The organism is Geomesophilobacter sediminis, from assembly GCF_016458275.1.
GTDB classification, from domain to species: Bacteria; Desulfobacterota; Desulfuromonadia; order Geobacterales; family Geobacteraceae; genus Geomesophilobacter; species Geomesophilobacter sediminis.
In genome coordinates this window covers 150,894-167,076 of record NZ_JAEMHM010000011.1, presented here as the reverse complement: position 1 = coordinate 167,076, position 16,183 = coordinate 150,894, and the positions used below count along the sequence as shown (strand labels likewise).

The window sequence follows — 16,183 nt, the reverse complement described above, 5'->3', positions numbered from 1 at the left end:
TCATTGAACTCAGAGCCACTGGATCTCCCGCTTCAGCCGTTCCCGCCGACGCTTGATCATCAGGTCCAGGTAACGGGACCCGAGCTGCTTCTTAACCAGGGATTGTTTGACCGGGGAAAGCTTGAGGATCAGCCCCATGAGCAGTGAGATGATCCGATGGCTGGTGCGGGCGTTGTTGTCCCAGATCAGGTGCTGCAGCTTATCCCTCTCGATGGCCATCAAAACGATCCGGTGTGCGGTGTCGACCGGCGTCGGCACCCGTTCCGGTTTGGGCACGAGGCTCAGGGCGCCGCACTGGCAAACCCTGACGCAGACCCCGCACCCGATACAGCGCTTCACGTCGATCACGCACTTTCTCTTCCCCTGGCGCAGCGGCTCGTTGGCCGAGATCAGGTGCAGCGCTTCGACCGGGCAGGCGTCGACGCACCTGCCGCAGCCGTTGCAGTATTGCTGCTGCAGTTGGGGAAAGAAGTTCGTCGAGTGGATCGGGGAAACTTCTCCGAGTTTGCGCGCCGCGATGAGCGATTCGCAGCAGCAGGAGCAGCAGTTGCAGATGAAACTCACCCCTTCGCGCACGTTTTCCCCGAACTGGATCAGGTTCTGCTCGCGCGCTTTTTGCAGCAGGTCCAGGCATTCGACGCTGTCGATTTCGCGGGCGTGGCCATGACGGATGAGGGAGTCCGCGGCATGGTCGAAGGTCATGCACATTTCCAGGTCCGCGGAGCAGGCCCGGTTCAGCTGTTTCATCTTATGGCGGCAGTAGCAGGTGCTGATGCCGATCCGCCACGCGTTTTTCACCACCTCGCTGGCCCGCTCGTAGTCGTAGACCTGGGTGACGTGTGCAGTCGGAATTTCTCCCTCCCCCACGAAGATCCGCCCGAGCTTGGTCTCTCCGGTGTGAAGCTCCTTGATGAACGCCCCTTCCAGGTTGAGATACTGGAAAAGGAGCTCGCTCAGCGACTCCTGGTCGATGTCGCTGCGGCTGCGCATCATCGAGAACTCGAAGAAGCCACGCATCGGCGGCGGCAGCACGTAGAGCTTTTCGTCGTGCTGCAGCACATCCAGAAGCAGCGCGCGGTCGGCAAATCCCTCCAGAATCCGAGCCGCCTCGACCTCCCGCATCCCCCAGATATGCGAGGCTTTGGCGGCGGTAAAGGGAAGCACCGGCAACTGGCCCAGCAGCCCCGCTTCATGCTCGTTGACCATCAAGGCGAGGATCTTGTAGAGGAGTTCCGACGGGGGGGCGCCTTGCGGGAACCGGTTCAGACGCTCGATGAGGCTCGTGTAGTTGCTTCGGGTCGATGGATGTGGCATTTCACTCTCTCCGATCCAGCAGGGATTTCAATGAGTATCGGGACCAAGAAATTTTTTCATTTCCCCTGCCGAGCTAAGCTGCCGGAATCGCACCGTTATTGCCGTGTGCAGGGTTGTTTTTTAAAGATTAAAAACGATTAAGAGTATAGCGACCTTTCTCTGGCCCGCAATGAAAGCGATTGTGGTAGAGTAGGGACCTTCTTCAATGACAGGAGGGGCGATGTACGTTTTCCTGGCCGTCTATCTCACTATTTATGGCGGAGCCCATCTCTATCTGCTACGGCGCACCCTGAAGGCGTTCGAGCTGGGTGCGCCTTTTCCGGCGTTTTTCCTCATGCTCGGGCTTTTCATGGTGGGCGCCCCGATGCTGGTGCGGATCCTGGAACGGATCCAGTTGGAAGCGCCGGCGCGGGTGATCGCGGAAATCGGCTACTCGTGGATGGGTTGTTTCTTCCTGTTCCTCAGCGCCTCCCTCGCTCTTGATCTGTTCGGGCTGATCCTGAAGGCCGTAGGGCAGATGCTGCAGCGCGACCTCTCCTTTTCCGAACCGGGCTTGGTGGCCGCGTCGCTTTGCATTGCCCTTGCCGCCTCCATCTACGGTCTGTTCGAAGCACGCCACGTAAAGGTGGAGCAGGTGGTGCTGGAAAGTACCAAGCTTCCGGCCGGCGTCGGGAGGCTGCGGATCGTGCAGGTCTCGGACGTGCATCTTGGCTTGATGGTGGGGCGGCCGAGACTGGAGCAGATCCTGGCGCAGGTTGCGGCGTTAAAGCCCGACCTCCTGGTCTCCACCGGGGACCTCGTCGACGGTCAGATGGACGGGTTGAAGGGGCTGGATACGGTGCTGGCGACGGTCCGCGCGCCGCTGGGAAACTTCGCGGTACTCGGTAACCACGAGGTCTTCGCCGGAGTGGGGCCGTCGGTCGCCTTCACCACCCGAGGCGGTTACCGAATGCTGCGCGGCGAGGCCGTGGCGGTGAACAGCTACCTGACCGTGGCCGGGGTGGACGACCCTGCGGTGCGTTACCGTCAGAAGGAAAAGGGAAGCGCTGTCAGCGAGAAGGAAATGCTGGAGAAGGTGCCGCAGGACCACTTCACACTCTTGCTGAAGCACCGGCCTGCCATCGACCCGGGCGCGCAGGGCAAGTTCGATCTGCAGCTTTCCGGCCACGTGCACAAGGGGCAGATTTTTCCCTTCAACCTGATCACCCATCTTGCCTACCCCGCGAAGATGGGGCTCTCCCGCTTCGGAACATCCTGGCTCTACGTGAGCCGGGGTACCGGCACCTGGGGGCCTCCGATCCGCGTCCTCGCCCCGCCCGAGGTGACGGTGATTGACGTTGTTCAAAGAGTGATGGGCAATGAGCAGTGAGCAACGGCTCCCGTATCACGCCCCCTACACGGGGAAGGACAGAGTGAGGATGGGGTTAAAGGATGTCTCGTCAACCTTGCTGCTCTGTTTGGTTGACGACTGCCAGCCTCTGTGCTAATAAGATATGCCCCAAGGTTGCCGGGGAATCTGGGGACAGCGAATTGAACCAAGAGGGGGACCGGCACCTACGGAGCCAGTCCCCTTGAACGTTGGAAGGATTTACGGTGCCGACATATTCCGAAGAACTCGACGCGCTGGCGGCGGAAGGGCTGTATCGGCGCATGCGCCTGATCGCCGGAGCGCAGGGGAGCCGGGTCCAACTGGACGGGAAGGAAGTCCTGCTGCTCTGCTCCAACAATTACCTTGGCCTGGCGAGCCATCCCGCGCTCAAGGCGGCCTCGGCCGCGGCCCTGGAACAGGGGACCGGCAGCGGCGCGGCCCGGCTGGTCTCCGGGAACATGGAGCTCCACGAGCAACTTGAGGAACGGCTGGCCGCGTTCAAGGGAACCGAACGGGCCCTTCTTTTCAATACCGGCTACGCCGCCAATACCGGGATCATCTCCGCCTTGGTCGGGCGCGGCGACACCGTCTTTTCCGACCGCCTCAACCATGCCAGCATCGTCGACGGCGCTCTCCTCTCCCGCGCCACCTTCGTCCGCTACCCCCACTGCGACACCGCCGCACTCGAAAAGCTCTTGAGCGAGAAGCGCGGCAAGGGTCGCTGCCTCATCGTCACCGACGGGGTCTTCAGCATGGATGGCGATATCGCGCCGCTGGCGGCCCTGGTCGGGTTGGCCCGGCGTTTCGACGCGCTGCTCATGGTCGACGACGCCCACGGCAGCGGCGTCCTCGGCGCCACCGGGCGGGGAAGCGGCGAACTCTGCGGCGTAACCGGCGGGATCGACGTCCAGATGGGCACCCTCGGCAAAGGCTTTGGGAGCTTTGGCGCCTATGCGGCCGCCTCTGCCGAGATCTGCGATTACCTGGTCAACAAGGCCCGCAGCTTTATCTTTTCCACCTCGCTCCCCCCGGCGGTGCTCGCCGCTTCCCTTGCCGCAATTGAGGTGGTCGACTCGGCGGAAGGGGCGCGGCTGCGGGATCAATTGGCGCGGAACGCGGTGCTTTTCAAGACGCGGCTGGAGCAGGCCGGCTTCGACACCATGGGGAGTCAGACCCAGATCATCCCGGTCTTCGTCGGGCCCGCCGAGACGACGATGGAATTCAGCCAGCTGCTTTTGGAGGAAGGGATCTTCGTTCAGGGGATCCGGCCGCCGACCGTGCCGGCTGGGAGCTGCCGGCTCCGCTGCACCCTGATGGCGACGCATACCGAGGAGGAAATCGCCGAGGCGGCGGAGAAGATCATCTCGGTGGGGAAAGCGCTGCACGTTATCTAGGATCAACTTTCGTTGCTCTGTGGGAGCGCCATTCCTGGCGCGAATAGCCGGCCGCCCTTCGCGCCAGGAATGGTGCTCCCAGGGTAATCACCGGCACCAGTACAATCTGACTATCCTTTGTGCCTCGCGTGTGAAATCAAGGATTAAAGATATGCCCTCCATAGAACTTTCCACCGGCGTCCGCCTTTTCTATGCGGAAGAAGGTGCCGGACGCCCCGTTGTTTTCCTGCACGGGTGGGCCATGTCCGGGCGGGTCTGGCATTTCCAGGCTCCGCTGGCCGATGATTGCCGGCTGGTCTGCCCGGACCTGCGCGGACACGGGCAGTCGGACGTGGCCGGTTCCTATACCGTCGAGGATTTCGCGGCGGATCTGGTCGCCCTGTTCCGGCAGCTTGATCTGCAGAATGCCGTCCTGGTGGGATGGTCCATGGGGGTGCAGGTTGCGCTTCAGGCCTTTTCCGAACTGCGCGAACGGGTCGCGGCACTGGTTCTCGTGGGCGGGACGCCGCGGTTTACCACCGCTGACGACTTCCCCCACGGCAAGGAGCCGGTCGAGGTGAAGGGGATGGGGGTCCGCCTGCGGCGCGATCATCGCAAGACCATGGGGGAATTCTTCCGCGGGATGTTCGTGGAAGGGGAGATGGACTCTCGGCAGTACCAGCGGATCGTCCACGAGATCGTGCTCAGCAGCCACTCCCCCACGCTGGAGTCGGCACTGAATTCGCTCTCCATCCTGTCGACCGTGGACCTCCGGGACCGGTTGCCTCAGGTGGACCGGCCGGTGTTGCTGATCCACGGGGCGGGCGACAACGTGGTACCCGCCTCGGCGTCAGCTTACATGGCAAAGCGGCTCCCCGATGCGACGCTTAAGGTCATGGAGGGATGCGGCCACGCGCCGTTCATGACCAGGCCAGATGAGTTCAACCGCCTGGTCCGGGATTTCATGGCCCACCTATAAAGTCCCCCTTTGCGAAGGGGGATTTAGGGGGATTTGCCTTTTCAAGCCGTTTGCCAGAAACCAAATCCCCCCCCAGCCCCCCTTCGCAAAGGGGGGAGTACAAGGAATACAAGTAGATGGTCGCTAATATAGACAGGCGCAAGGTGCAGGGGGCTTTCCACCGGCAAGCGGCCGATTACGACAGCAAGGCAGTGGTTCAGGCTCGCGTGGTGGAGCGGATGACGGCGATCCTGCGGAAGGAAGTCCAGGCACCGAAAAAAATCCTCGACATCGGTGCCGGGACCGGGAACCTGCTGGCGGAACTGCGCCGGCTCTATCCGGAAGCCACCGCCATCGGCGCCGATCTGGCGCTGGGTATGTGCCGGGCGGCGGCGCAGAAACTTGAGGGCTCTGTTCAACTCGTGAACGCGGACGCCGAACGGCTGCCGTTTGCCGACGGTGTTTTCGACGTCGTGGTTTCGACCTCCACCTACCAATGGCTACCCTCGCTGGATAACGCCTTTGCCGACGTGCGGCGGGTTCTGAAGCCCGGGGGGCTTTTTTGTTTTGCCCTTTTCGGCGAGCGTACGCTGTATGAGCTGCGTGAGTCGTACCGGAAGGTTTTAAACGGTGCTCCGGATCGCACCCATTCCTTCCATCCCGGGGCAGAGGTGCTCGCCGCATTGCAGCGGACCGGCTTTTCGGGAGCGGGCGTGACCTCCGCAATGGAAGTGGAGATGCATCCCGACGTGCCGGAGCTGTTGCGGTCGCTGAAGCGGATCGGGGCGGGGAACGCCGCGCCGGGCGGATCGCAAGGACTGTCGCAGCGGCGGGTCATGCTGGAGATGATGGAGACCTATCAGCGGGAGTATGGGCAAGATGGTCAGATCCCGGCAAGCTACGAAGTGCTCTATGGTTTAGGGCGGGGGTAAATCACGTAGATCGCGTTAAGGAAACGAAACGCGACGGTCCTTCCGGCATAGGTTGAAGCAATGGTGAGACGGTAGGGGCGTCGCAGCTGCGCCCTTGTTGTATCAGAGGCCAGGATTTCAAGTCCCCCTTTGTCAAACAAAGGGGGAGTGCTTGGATCTGGTGCAGTAGTTAATAAGAAAGGGCGCTCCTGTTTGGGAGCGCCCTTTCCATCTTATAAGCGGATTTTACGGGGGCAGCATGCTGCGCCCCTACGGGTCTTAGCCGGTGCTGCCCGGGTCAGCCCGATGTCTCCGATCTCCTACACCCTGGTCAGCTGACGGTAGTGGATGCGGTGCGGCTGGTCGGCGGCGGTGCCGAGACGGGCGTGACGGTCTTCCTCATACTCGGAGTAGTTCCCTTCGAACCAGACCACCTTGCTGTCGCCTTCGAAAGCGAGGATGTGGGTCGCGATGCGGTCCAGGAACCAGCGGTCGTGGGAGATGACCACGGCGCAGCCGGCGAAGTTCTCCAGCGCTTCTTCCAGCGCCCGCATGGTATTTACGTCCAGGTCGTTGGTCGGCTCGTCAAGGAGGATGACGTTGCCGCCGTCCTTCAGCATCTTCGCGAGATGCACCCGGTTGCGCTCGCCGCCGGAGAGGCTACCGACCTTCTTCTGCTGGTCCGCGCCGGAGAAGTTGAAGCGGGCCACGTAGGCGCGGGAGTTGACGGTCTGCTTGCCGAGTTGCAACTGTTCCTGCCCCTCCGAAATGACCTCCCAGATCGATTTTTCCGGATCGAGCGCCTCGCGGCTCTGGTCCACGTAGGCGAGCTTGACGGTTTCGCCGGTCCGGAAGGTGCCGGAGTCCGGCTTCTCTTCGCCGGTGATCATACGGAAAAGGGTGGTCTTGCCGGCGCCGTTCGGGCCGATCACCCCGACGATGCCGCCCGGCGGGAGCCGGAAGTTCATCCCTTCCATGAGGAGCTTGTCGCCGTAAGCCTTGGCCACGTCGGTTGCCTCGACGACGACCCCGCCCAGACGCGGCCCCGGCGGAATGTAGATTTCCAGATCCTTCGCGTGCTTCTCGCTTTCGGTGTTCAGCATGTCCTCGTAAGCGGTGATGCGGGCCTTCCCCTTGGCGTGGCGCCCTTTCGGGGACATCTTGATCCACTCCAGCTCGCGTTTGAGGGTCTTTTGGCGCTCGCTCTCGGACTTCTCTTCCTGGGCGAGGCGCTGCTGTTTCTGGTCCAGCCAGGAGGAATAGTTCCCCTGCCATGGAATCCCCTGGCCGCGGTCGAGTTCCAGGATCCAGCCGGCGACGTTGTCGAGGAAGTAACGGTCGTGGGTGACGGCGATGACCGTCCCTTCGTAGCGTTGCAGGTGCTGTTCGAGCCAGGCTACCGACTCGGCGTCGAGGTGGTTCGTCGGCTCGTCCAGAAGCAGGATGTCCGGCTTCTGCAGCAGCAGTCGGCAGAGCGCGACCCGTCTTTTTTCACCGCCGGAAAGGTTCTTGACGTTGGTGTCACCCGGGGGGCAGCGAAGGGCGTCCATCGCCATCTCCAGGCGGGAGTCGAGATCCCAGGCGTCGAGGTGGTCGAGCTTCTCCTGGACTGCCGCCTGGCGGTCGCAGAGCTTTCCCATCTCCTTGTCGGTCATCTCTTCGCCGAACTTTGCGTTTATCTCGTTGAACTCGTTCATCAGGTCCACGACTTCCTGGACCCCTTCCTCGACGCACTGACGGACCGTCTTGGTGTCGTCGAGCTGCGGCTCCTGCTCCAGGTAGCCGACGGTGTAGCCGGCGGAGAGAACCGCCTTGCCGTTGTATTCCTTGTCCACGCCGGCGAGGATGCGGAGCAGGGAGCTCTTGCCGGAGCCGTTCAGGCCGAGAACGCCGATCTTGGCGCCGTAGAAATAGGAAAGGTAGATGTCTTTGAGTACCGGTTTCTTATCGTAAAACTTGCTTACCCCGATCATGGAGTAAATTACCTTGTTCGGTTCGATCGCCATGTAGTTAGTAGACCCCCGTTTTATTGAGTAGATTCAGCTCTTTTACATGTAAGGCGGTTGCCGTGTCAACTGCGATAAAACCACCCCGAGTCCATCCTTGACTTTCGCCGGCAGGTATAGTTAAATCCGCTGATCTCAAAAGCCTCCGAAAGGAAATATCTCAATGCAAATGCCCAAAGGCAAGGCTCTGCTCTTTGCTGCCGGAATCGTTGCTTCCGCCCTCATCTACGGCTGCGGTGGCAGCTCCTCCAATAACATCATTCCCAGCGTCGTTTCCATCTTCGATGCCCACAACGCCGTTTTTCGGAACAACACCGCATTGGTCACTGCGGGGTACAACGGTTTTGGCCAGTTGGGATTTGATTTCGGTAACCTGAGCGACCAGACGGTGTACCATCCGATTGCCCAAAATATCGTTGCCTTCACCAATCACACCACGGGGGCACGAATCGGTGGCGTTGCGGTCGGAGCTGCGCATACCGTTGCCTTCGGAAGACCTGCGCCTTTCAGCAACATTACCGGTCAATCCCTCGCATACGCCTGGGGATCCAACTACCACGGCCAGTTGGGCAACGGCACCGTTACCCCCACCACGGGCTCGGCCGCTTACAGCCGGATTCCGCTGCGTGTCGGTCCGAAGACGTATCTGACTACCGATGCGGTCGGTACGCCCAACGGGGGACCGCTCACCGGAGTTACTGCCGTGGCAGCGGGAGGGTTCCACTCCGTGGCGCTGAGGGGCAGCGACGGCGCCGTATTTACCTGGGGATACAACGGCTATGGCGAACTGGGGAACAACAACTTCACCGACAGTCCTTGGCCCGTCCCCGTTCTGGCCTATCCGGGCGGACAGAACGACCGGCTCGAAAAGATCACTGCCATCGCTTCGGGCGCAGACCACGTTCTCGCCTTGAGGATCGACGGTACTCTTTTTGCCTGGGGGGATAACACGTATGGCCAGTGCGGCCAGGATAATTCCATCCCGGCCAACCTGAGGGTGGGCTATGCCAAACCGGTGGTATTTCCGTCGAACCCTGGCATCGCGCAGATAGCTGCCGGGGGGACCTTCTCCGTAGCTCTGGCCAACGACATGAAGACGATGTTCTTCTGGGGCAACAACATCGGGCATCCTGATGTGTCGACGCTGTCACTTGCGACCCCGATGCCGCTTTTCATTCCCAGCGCCGTTCAAAACCACAACATTGTAAAGATTTCCGCCGGCCTGGATCATATCGTGATTCTGCTGGATAACGGCACGGTCTACGCGATCGGGTTCAATTCCTACGGCCAGCTCGGTGATGCGACGGTGGTCAGTCGCCCGGTCACCATTATCGGCAATACCACCTTCTCGAACCGCACCACGGCCTGGGCCAATTTCTCCACCGCAACCCACGGCTCGACCCGCTTCGGCATCTACAGCTCCGCAGCCTCTTTATTGGCTCATGGAGAGTGGCTTGCCGACGACATCTCCGCCTTCGGCCACAGCACGATGGTACATATCGTCGGCAAGGGCTGGTACGGCTGGGGGGATAACGGTCACGGGCAGCTCGGCCAGCCGATCTCCACCACCTCGATCGGGTATATCCTGAGCGCCGTTCCGGTAGCGGGCGCGCAAGAGTTCTAATCGCCGCTAACTCCAGCAACCGCGGCACTTTTTCCCGGACTCACAAGGGGGGACTTCGTCCCCCCTTTTTCCTTGACTTGGCTTAGTGAAAAGATTAATTTGACGGATTGTTTCCCGGATTCGGCATTCAGAAAGGTTGATACAACAATGGAAGAGTTGAGCGAACTGCTTTTACAGAGAAGACGCAAGGTTGACGCACTTTGGGAGGCGGGGATCAACCCGTACCCCAACGATTTCCGCCCCCAGCACACCTCGGCCGACATCAAGGCCGCCTACGGCGAGATCATGGAGATCGAGGAGAACCCGCAGACCTTCGTGGTTGCCGGGAGGATCCTCGCCCGCCGTTCCTTCGGCAAGGCCGCCTTTGTCCAGCTCCAGGACCGCAAGGGGCGGGTACAGCTCTATTTGAAGAAAGACACCCTCGGTGAGGCACTCTTCGCCGAGTTTGAAGCCTACGACATCGGCGACATCGTCGGCGCCGTCGGGACCCCGTTTCGCACCAAGACCGGCGAACTCTCCTTGAACGTCACCGAGATCCGCCTCCTTACCAAGTCGCTCTTGCCGCTGCCGGAGAAGTTCCACGGCCTGACCGACGTCGAGACCCGCTACCGCCAGCGCTACGTCGACCTGATCGTGAGCCCCGAGGTGCGCGAGGTCTTCTTCAAGCGTTCGCGCATCGTCAGCCTGATCCGCGAGTACATGACCGGCAAGGACTTCCTCGAGGTCGAAACGCCGATGATGCAGCAGATCCCGGGCGGCGCTACGGCGCGTCCGTTCATCACCCATCACAACGCGCTGGACATGGACCTCTATCTGCGCATCGCCCCCGAGCTCTACCTGAAGCGGCTCGTGGTCGGTGGTCTGGACCGGGTCTTCGAGATCAACCGGAACTTCCGCAACGAGGGGATCTCGGTCCGCCACAACCCCGAATTCACCATGATGGAGTTCTACCAGGCCTACGCGACCTTCGAGGACCTGATGGACTTCACCGAGGATCTTCTCTGCCACGTCACCCAGGAACTTCTGGGGACGCTCGACTTCACCTACCAGGGGCATGAGATCAGCTTCCAGCGTCCCTGGAAGCGCCTCACCGTGAAAGAGGCCATCGTCGAGTACGGCGACATCGACGCCAAGTCCCTGGAGGACCGCGACCTTGCCTACGCCTACAGCCAGAAGATCGGGCTGGAGCTCACCGAGGATATCGGCTACGGCAAGCTGATCACCGAGATCTTCGAGGAGGTTGCGGAGACCAAGCTGATCCAGCCGACCTTCATCACTGAGTACCCGACCGAGGTTTCGCCGCTTTCCCGCAAGAACGACCACGACCCGCAGTACGTGGACCGCTTCGAGTTCTTCTGCGCCGGGCGCGAGATGGCGAACGCCTTCTCCGAGCTCAACGACCCGCGCGACCAGAAGGAGCGCTTCCTGCAGCAGGTCGCCGCGAAGGCGAAAGGCGACGAGGAGGCGCACTACATGGACGAGGACTACATCCGCGCCCTGGAGTACGGCCTGCCGCCGACCGCCGGGGAGGGGATCGGCATCGACCGCCTGGTCATGCTCCTCACCGATTCCCCGTCGATCCGCGACGTCATCCTGTTCCCGCAACTGAGGAAAGAGTCCAAATAAAATGCCCTTCGAGCTTCTAATCGGGTTGCGCTACCTCAAGGCAAAGCGCAAATCGACCTTCATATCGCTGATCACCCTCATCTCGGTGGCCGGCGTTGCGCTCGGGGTCATGGCCCTCATCATCGTCCTCGCCGTCATGACGGGATTCGAGGAGGACCTGAAGGACAAGATCCTCGGGACCAACGCCCACATCGTGGTGCTGAACTCGATGGGGTCGGTAGAAAACTACCAGGCCGTCGAGAAGAAGCTGGTGCAGATGGACGGGGTGGTCGCCGCCACTCCCTTCATTTACAACCAAGTGATGCTCTCCTCGGGGAAGAACGTCTCTGGCGTCGTCCTGCGCGGTATCGACGTGAAGACCGATGCGCAGGTCACCAACCTGCACAAGTCGATCGTGGAGGGGGGGCTCAGTTCTCTTGAAGACACGGCCACCAAGGAGCCCGGGGTCGTGATCGGCAAGGAGCTGGCCCGCAACCTGGGACTCAATCTCGGTGACACCGTCGACGTCATCTCTCCGATGGGGAACATCACCCCCTTCGGGATGATGCCCAAGATGCGCCGGTTCAACGTGGTCGGGATCTTCAACACCGGGATGTTCGAGTACGACTCCACCTTGGCGTACGTCTCGCTGCCGGTGGCCCAGGAGTTTCTCGACCTGGGCGACGTGGTGACCGGTATCCAGCTCAAGGTGCGCGACGTCTACAAGACCGGGGATCTGGTCAAGAAGATCAACCGCGACCTCGGCGTACCGTTCCACGCGCGGGACTGGATGCAGATGAACAAGAACATCCTGTTCGCGCTTCGGACCGAGAAGAGCGTGATGTTCATCATCCTCACCCTGATCGTGCTGGTGGCGGCCTTCGGGATCGCCTCGACCCTGTTCATGGTGGTCATGGAGAAGACCCGCGACATCGCCATCCTGAAATCGATGGGGGCGACCAGCCGCTCCATCATGCGGATCTTCGTCTTCGAGGGGGTCATCATCGGCGTCTTCGGGACGATCATCGGGGTTCTGGGGGGGCTCGTGGTGGCCCTGAACCTGGAACCGATCGTCGGCGTGATCCAGAAGGTGACCGGCTTCGAGCTCTTCAGCAAGGACATCTACTATCTCGATCATTTCCCGTCCAAGGTGATCCCTTCGGACGTGCTTTTGATCAGCGTCACCGCGGTGCTCATCTCGTTTGCCGCGACGCTCTATCCATCCTGGGCGGCCTCGCGGCTCCCGCCGGCGGAGGCGTTGCGCTATGAGTAACCTGCTCGAGGTCCGTGACCTCTACAAGACCTACGGCGGCGGTCCTTCCAAGGTCGAGGTCCTCAAGGGGATCGATCTTACCGTCGCTGCCGGCGACACCATGGCGCTGGTCGGCAAGTCCGGGGCCGGGAAAAGCACCCTGCTTCACGTCATGGGGACCATCGACCGCCCGTCCTCCGGGCAGATCCTCTTCGACGGCGAAGACATCTTCCGCTTGGGCGACCAGCCGCTGGCCGCCTTCCGCAACCGCTCCATCGGCTTTGTCTTCCAGTTCCATCACCTCCTGCCGGAGTTCACGGCGTTGGAGAACGTGATGATGCCGCTTTTGATCGGCGGGGTGAAGCGGAGCGAGGCGGCGGAGAAGGCCCTGCCCCTTTTGCAGGACGTGGGGCTTTCCCACCGGATCACCCACCGCCCCGGCGAACTTTCCGGCGGTGAGCAGCAGCGGGTGGCGATCGCGCGGGCCCTGGTCCGTTCGCCGCGCATTTTGCTCGCCGACGAGCCGACCGGCAACCTGGATACCCGCACCAGCGAAGAGGTGCACTCGCTGCTCTATTCCATCCAGGAGCGGACCGGGATCGCGCTGGTGATCGTGACCCACAACGAGAAACTCGCTGCCGGGATGGGACGGATCATCCGCCTGGCCGACGGGCGGATCGTCGAGGAATAACCTTCCAAGTCCCCCTTTGAAAAAGGGGGACTTCGGGGGATTTGCCGTTTTAAGGGCTTGGAACCAGAACCTTGGAAGCAAATCCCCCCCGACCCCCCTTTGTTAAAGGGGGGAGGAGATAGCCCCCTTCGTTAAAGGGGGAGTCAAAACGCAGTTCATTCTTTGCATTTTTAATGTCACTAGGGGGACTTTTGCTCCGCATATTTGTTTCGGCCCTTCTGGCCCTGCAACTGTTGTTCGCCACAGCTGCCTTTGCTGAAGGGGACAAGATCGTCGCCATCAAGGTGAAGGGGAACAAGCGGATCGAGTCCGCCGCCGTGATGCAGGTGGTCAAGGTGCGTCCGGGTGACGAGGTCGACCTCGACAAGGTCGACGCCGACCTCCGTGCCATCTTCAAGCTCGGCTATTTCCGTGAGGTAAGTGCGGAGAGTGACAAAACCGACGGCGGAATCACCCTGACCTACGTGGTGCTGGAAAAACCGGTGGTCCGCGAAGTGAAGATCGAGGGTGCCAAGGAAGTCAGCACCGACAAGGTGCGCGAAGCCCTCGACGTCAAGGCCAACTCGATCTACTCCCCCAAGGACGTCGCCAAAGGGGTCAAAAAGGTCAAAAAGCTCTACTCCGACGAAGGGTACTACCTCGCCGAGGTGGAGACGAAAGTCGAGAAGAAGAACGACACCGACCTGAACCTCCTGGTCCACATCAAGGAAGGGGACAAGATCCTCATCGAGAAGATCAAGTTCGAGGGGAACCACGCCTTCAACGACAAGAAGCTGAAAAAGCAGATGGAGACTGTCGAGCGCTGGTGGCTTTCCTGGCTGACCGGTGGCGGCACCTACAAGGAAGAGGTCCTGAAAAACGACGTCGCCCTGATTGCCGATCTCTACCTCAACAACGGCTATGTCAACGTGAAGGTCGGAGAACCGAAGGTGGAACTCCTTCCCGACAAGAAGGGACTCACCGTCACCATCGGGATCACCGAAGGCGATCAGTACAAGTTGGGCGCTCTTGGCTTCAAGGGGGACCTCCTGGAGAGCACCGAGGAGCTCTCCAAGAAGCTCAAGGAAAAAAGCGGCGAGCTCTTCAGCCGGACCAACCTTCGCACCGACGTTTTCGCCCTCACCGATGAATATGCGGACAAGGGGTACGCCTTTGCCAACGCCTCCCCGCAGACGAGGATTCACCCGGAAAACAAGACCATCGACATCACCTTCGAGATGGAGAAGGGGGCGAAGGTCAACATTGACCGGATCAACATCACCGGCAACACCAAGAGCCGCGACAAGGTAGTGCGCCGCGAGATGAAACTGATGGAAGGCGATCTCTACAACGCGACCGCCATCAAAAAGAGCAAGCAGAACCTGATGAACACCGGCTTCTTCGAAGAAGCCAACATCAATACCGCGAAGGGGACCTCCCCCGACAAGATCGACCTCAACGTCGACGTGAAGGAGAAGCCGACCGGCACCTTCAGTGTCGGCGCCGGCTACTCGTCGCTGGACGGCATCATCGGCCAGGGGTCGATCCAGCAGTCGAACTTCCTCGGCCTGGGACTGAAGCTTTCCGCCGCGGTTTCCTTCGGTACCAAGTCCCAGACCTACAACCTCGGCGTCACCGACCCCTACTTCATGGACACCAAGTGGACCCTGGGGGGCGACGTCTACCGGACCGAGCGCCAGTACATCGACTACACCCGTCGGGCGACCGGCGCCGACATCAAGGCCGGGTACCCGCTTTCCGACAACGTGAGCACCTTCTGGGTCTACCGCTACGAGGAGAAGGAGATCTTCGACGAGTCGCAGGGGCTTTTGGAGGGGATTCACAACGGGACCATCGTCGCTCCTGAGACAACCTCCACCACGTCGTCGATCACTGCCAGCCTCAGCCGCAACACCACCGACTACCGCCTCGATCCCTCCAACGGTACGGTCAGCTCGCTCTCGGTGGAGTTCGCCGGTTTGGGCGGTTCGAACCGGTTTGTCCGGTCGATCGCCGACGGCATCTACTTCCATCCGGTCGGTTGGGGGTCGGTCGCCTCGATCCACGGCGCGTTCGGGATGATCCAGGGGGTCATGGGCAAGGACGTGCAGATCGACGAGAAGTTCTATCTCGGCGGCATCGGCACGCTGCGCGGTTTTGGCAACCGGACGGTTTCTCCCAGCAGATCCACCGAAACCGTCGTCACTGACTACCGCGGCGTCGGCACCAGCACCGGCGGGCGGGTCTACCTCGGCGGGGAAACCGAGGCGTACGTGAACCTCGAGTACACCATGCCCCTGGTCAAGGAGGCGGGTCTCAAGGGGGTCCTCTTCTTCGACGCCGGCAACGCGTACCCGACCCTGGAAAAAACCTTCCAGAGCTACGACCAAAATCCCGCATCGCCGGCGATCCTCGCGAGCTACGGCTTCGGGATCCGGTGGTTCTCGCCGATCGGGCCGCTGCGGCTCGAATACGGCATCCCGGTCAACCCGCGTAAAGACATCGACCACCCCGGTGGCCGTCTTGAATTCTCAATCGGGAATTTCTTCTAACCATAGTCAGACAAGGAGCAGGTCATGAGAAGATTGATCGTTGCGTTGTTTATGATGGCAGCCCTTCCGGTTGCGGCGCTTGCCGCCGACGGGGCCAAGATCGGCTCGGTGGACGTGCAGAAGGTGCTGTTGATGTCCGATGCCGGCAAAGATGCCAAGGAGCAGCTCAGCCAGCGGGCCGCCATGTATGAAGGGGCCAAGAATTCCAAGGAAGAAGAGCTCAAGAAGCTCAAGGGCGAGCTCGAAAAACAGGGAAGCATCCTGTCCGATTCGGCGCGCAGCGCCAAGGAACGGGACTACCAGCAGCAGCTCAAGGAGTACCAGCGCTTCCTGAAGGATGCCCAGGAAGACCTCCAGTCCAAAAACGACGAGTACACCGGCAAGATCGTGGACGAGATCGTGAAGGTGACCCAGAACTACGGCCGCCAAAACGGCTACACCGCGATTTTCGTCAAGAGCGAGCAGATGGTCTACCTTGACGAGAAGGCCGACGTGACCGAGCAGATCCTCAAGGCGTTCAACGCCTCCCGCGCCAAGAAGTAAACGGGG

12 protein-coding genes are annotated in these 16,183 nt (G+C 61.0%); 10 read left to right on the top strand and 2 right to left on the bottom strand.

The annotated features are described in order from the left end of the window. Window positions 1–9: 9 nt before the first annotated feature. Window positions 10–1,314 (bottom strand): 4Fe-4S dicluster domain-containing protein, encoded by a 1,305-nt coding sequence (locus JFN93_RS14755; protein ID WP_199384861.1) that lies wholly within the window; start codon window positions 1,312–1,314, stop codon window positions 10–12. Between the two features lie 220 nt (window positions 1,315–1,534). Here JFN93_RS14755 and JFN93_RS14750 point away from each other — a divergent pair, with 220 nt between their 5' ends. From JFN93_RS14750 to JFN93_RS14735, 4 genes are all read left to right on the top strand, one after another. Beyond that, window positions 1,535–2,683, top strand: a complete 1,149-nt coding sequence (locus JFN93_RS14750) for a metallophosphoesterase (protein WP_199384860.1) — start codon at window positions 1,535–1,537, stop codon at window positions 2,681–2,683. Between the two features lie 224 nt (window positions 2,684–2,907). Next, window positions 2,908–4,077: an 8-amino-7-oxononanoate synthase gene (gene bioF, locus JFN93_RS14745; RefSeq protein WP_328754081.1), complete on the top strand. Its 1,170-nt coding sequence runs from the start codon at window positions 2,908–2,910 to the stop codon at window positions 4,075–4,077. Window positions 4,078–4,228: 151 nt separating this feature from the next. Then, window positions 4,229–5,035 (top strand): alpha/beta fold hydrolase, encoded by an 807-nt coding sequence (locus tag JFN93_RS14740; RefSeq protein ID WP_199384859.1) that lies wholly within the window; start codon window positions 4,229–4,231, stop codon window positions 5,033–5,035. Between the two features lie 116 nt (window positions 5,036–5,151). Then, on the top strand, window positions 5,152–5,946 hold the full coding sequence (locus JFN93_RS14735) for a methyltransferase domain-containing protein (RefSeq protein ID WP_199384858.1): 795 nt from the start codon (window positions 5,152–5,154) through the stop codon (window positions 5,944–5,946). A 299-nt stretch (window positions 5,947–6,245) separates the two neighbouring features. On the opposite strand, the gene ettA is transcribed toward JFN93_RS14735, so the two are convergent. Continuing rightward, window positions 6,246–7,931, bottom strand: coding sequence for an energy-dependent translational throttle protein EttA (ettA, locus tag JFN93_RS14730; protein ID WP_199384857.1), 1,686 nt, complete (start codon window positions 7,929–7,931; stop codon window positions 6,246–6,248). Between the two features lie 163 nt (window positions 7,932–8,094). Here ettA and JFN93_RS14725 point away from each other — a divergent pair, with 163 nt between their 5' ends. From JFN93_RS14725 to JFN93_RS14700, 6 genes are all read left to right on the top strand, one after another. Next, a complete protein-coding gene (locus JFN93_RS14725) occupies window positions 8,095–9,555 on the top strand; it encodes an RCC1 domain-containing protein (protein WP_199384856.1) in 1,461 nt (486 codons plus the stop codon). Window positions 9,556–9,702: 147 nt separating this feature from the next. After that, window positions 9,703–11,181: a lysine--tRNA ligase gene (lysS, locus tag JFN93_RS14720; RefSeq protein WP_199384855.1), complete on the top strand. Its 1,479-nt coding sequence runs from the start codon at window positions 9,703–9,705 to the stop codon at window positions 11,179–11,181. A gap of 1 nt (window position 11,182) precedes the next feature. Beyond that, window positions 11,183–12,433, top strand: a complete 1,251-nt coding sequence (locus JFN93_RS14715; RefSeq protein ID WP_199384854.1) for a lipoprotein-releasing ABC transporter permease subunit — start codon at window positions 11,183–11,185, stop codon at window positions 12,431–12,433. Then, window positions 12,426–13,103, top strand: coding sequence for an ABC transporter ATP-binding protein (locus JFN93_RS14710; protein ID WP_199384853.1), 678 nt, complete (start codon window positions 12,426–12,428; stop codon window positions 13,101–13,103). The genes JFN93_RS14715 and JFN93_RS14710 overlap by 8 nt, the downstream gene beginning before the upstream one ends. A 191-nt stretch (window positions 13,104–13,294) precedes the next feature. After that, window positions 13,295–15,634: an outer membrane protein assembly factor BamA gene (bamA, locus tag JFN93_RS14705; protein ID WP_407931885.1), complete on the top strand. Its 2,340-nt coding sequence runs from the start codon at window positions 13,295–13,297 to the stop codon at window positions 15,632–15,634. A 24-nt stretch (window positions 15,635–15,658) separates the two neighbouring features. Next, the gene (locus JFN93_RS14700; protein WP_199384851.1) at window positions 15,659–16,177 is read left to right on the top strand and encodes an OmpH family outer membrane protein; all 519 of its coding nucleotides are present in this window, start codon (window positions 15,659–15,661) and stop codon (window positions 16,175–16,177) included. The last annotated feature ends 6 nt before the right edge of the window (window positions 16,178–16,183 follow it).

Excerpts from the sequence above, each read along its gene's own strand:
- lysS (WP_199384855.1), top strand. The coding sequence starts at position 9,703 with ATGGAAGAGTTGAGCGAACTGCTTTTACAGAGAAGACGCAAGGTTGAC.
- ettA (WP_199384857.1), bottom strand. The coding sequence starts at position 7,931 with ATGGCGATCGAACCGAACAAGGTAATTTACTCCATGATCGGGGTAAGC.
- JFN93_RS14750 (WP_199384860.1), top strand. The coding sequence starts at position 1,535 with ATGTACGTTTTCCTGGCCGTCTATCTCACTATTTATGGCGGAGCCCAT.
- JFN93_RS14715 (WP_199384854.1), top strand. The coding sequence starts at position 11,183 with ATGCCCTTCGAGCTTCTAATCGGGTTGCGCTACCTCAAGGCAAAGCGC.
- JFN93_RS14735 (WP_199384858.1), top strand. The coding sequence starts at position 5,152 with ATGGTCGCTAATATAGACAGGCGCAAGGTGCAGGGGGCTTTCCACCGG.
- JFN93_RS14755 (WP_199384861.1), bottom strand. The coding sequence starts at position 1,314 with ATGCCACATCCATCGACCCGAAGCAACTACACGAGCCTCATCGAGCGT.
- JFN93_RS14710 (WP_199384853.1), top strand. The coding sequence starts at position 12,426 with ATGAGTAACCTGCTCGAGGTCCGTGACCTCTACAAGACCTACGGCGGC.
- JFN93_RS14725 (WP_199384856.1), top strand. The coding sequence starts at position 8,095 with ATGCAAATGCCCAAAGGCAAGGCTCTGCTCTTTGCTGCCGGAATCGTT.
- JFN93_RS14740 (WP_199384859.1), top strand. The coding sequence starts at position 4,229 with ATGCCCTCCATAGAACTTTCCACCGGCGTCCGCCTTTTCTATGCGGAA.
- JFN93_RS14700 (WP_199384851.1), top strand. The coding sequence starts at position 15,659 with ATGAGAAGATTGATCGTTGCGTTGTTTATGATGGCAGCCCTTCCGGTT.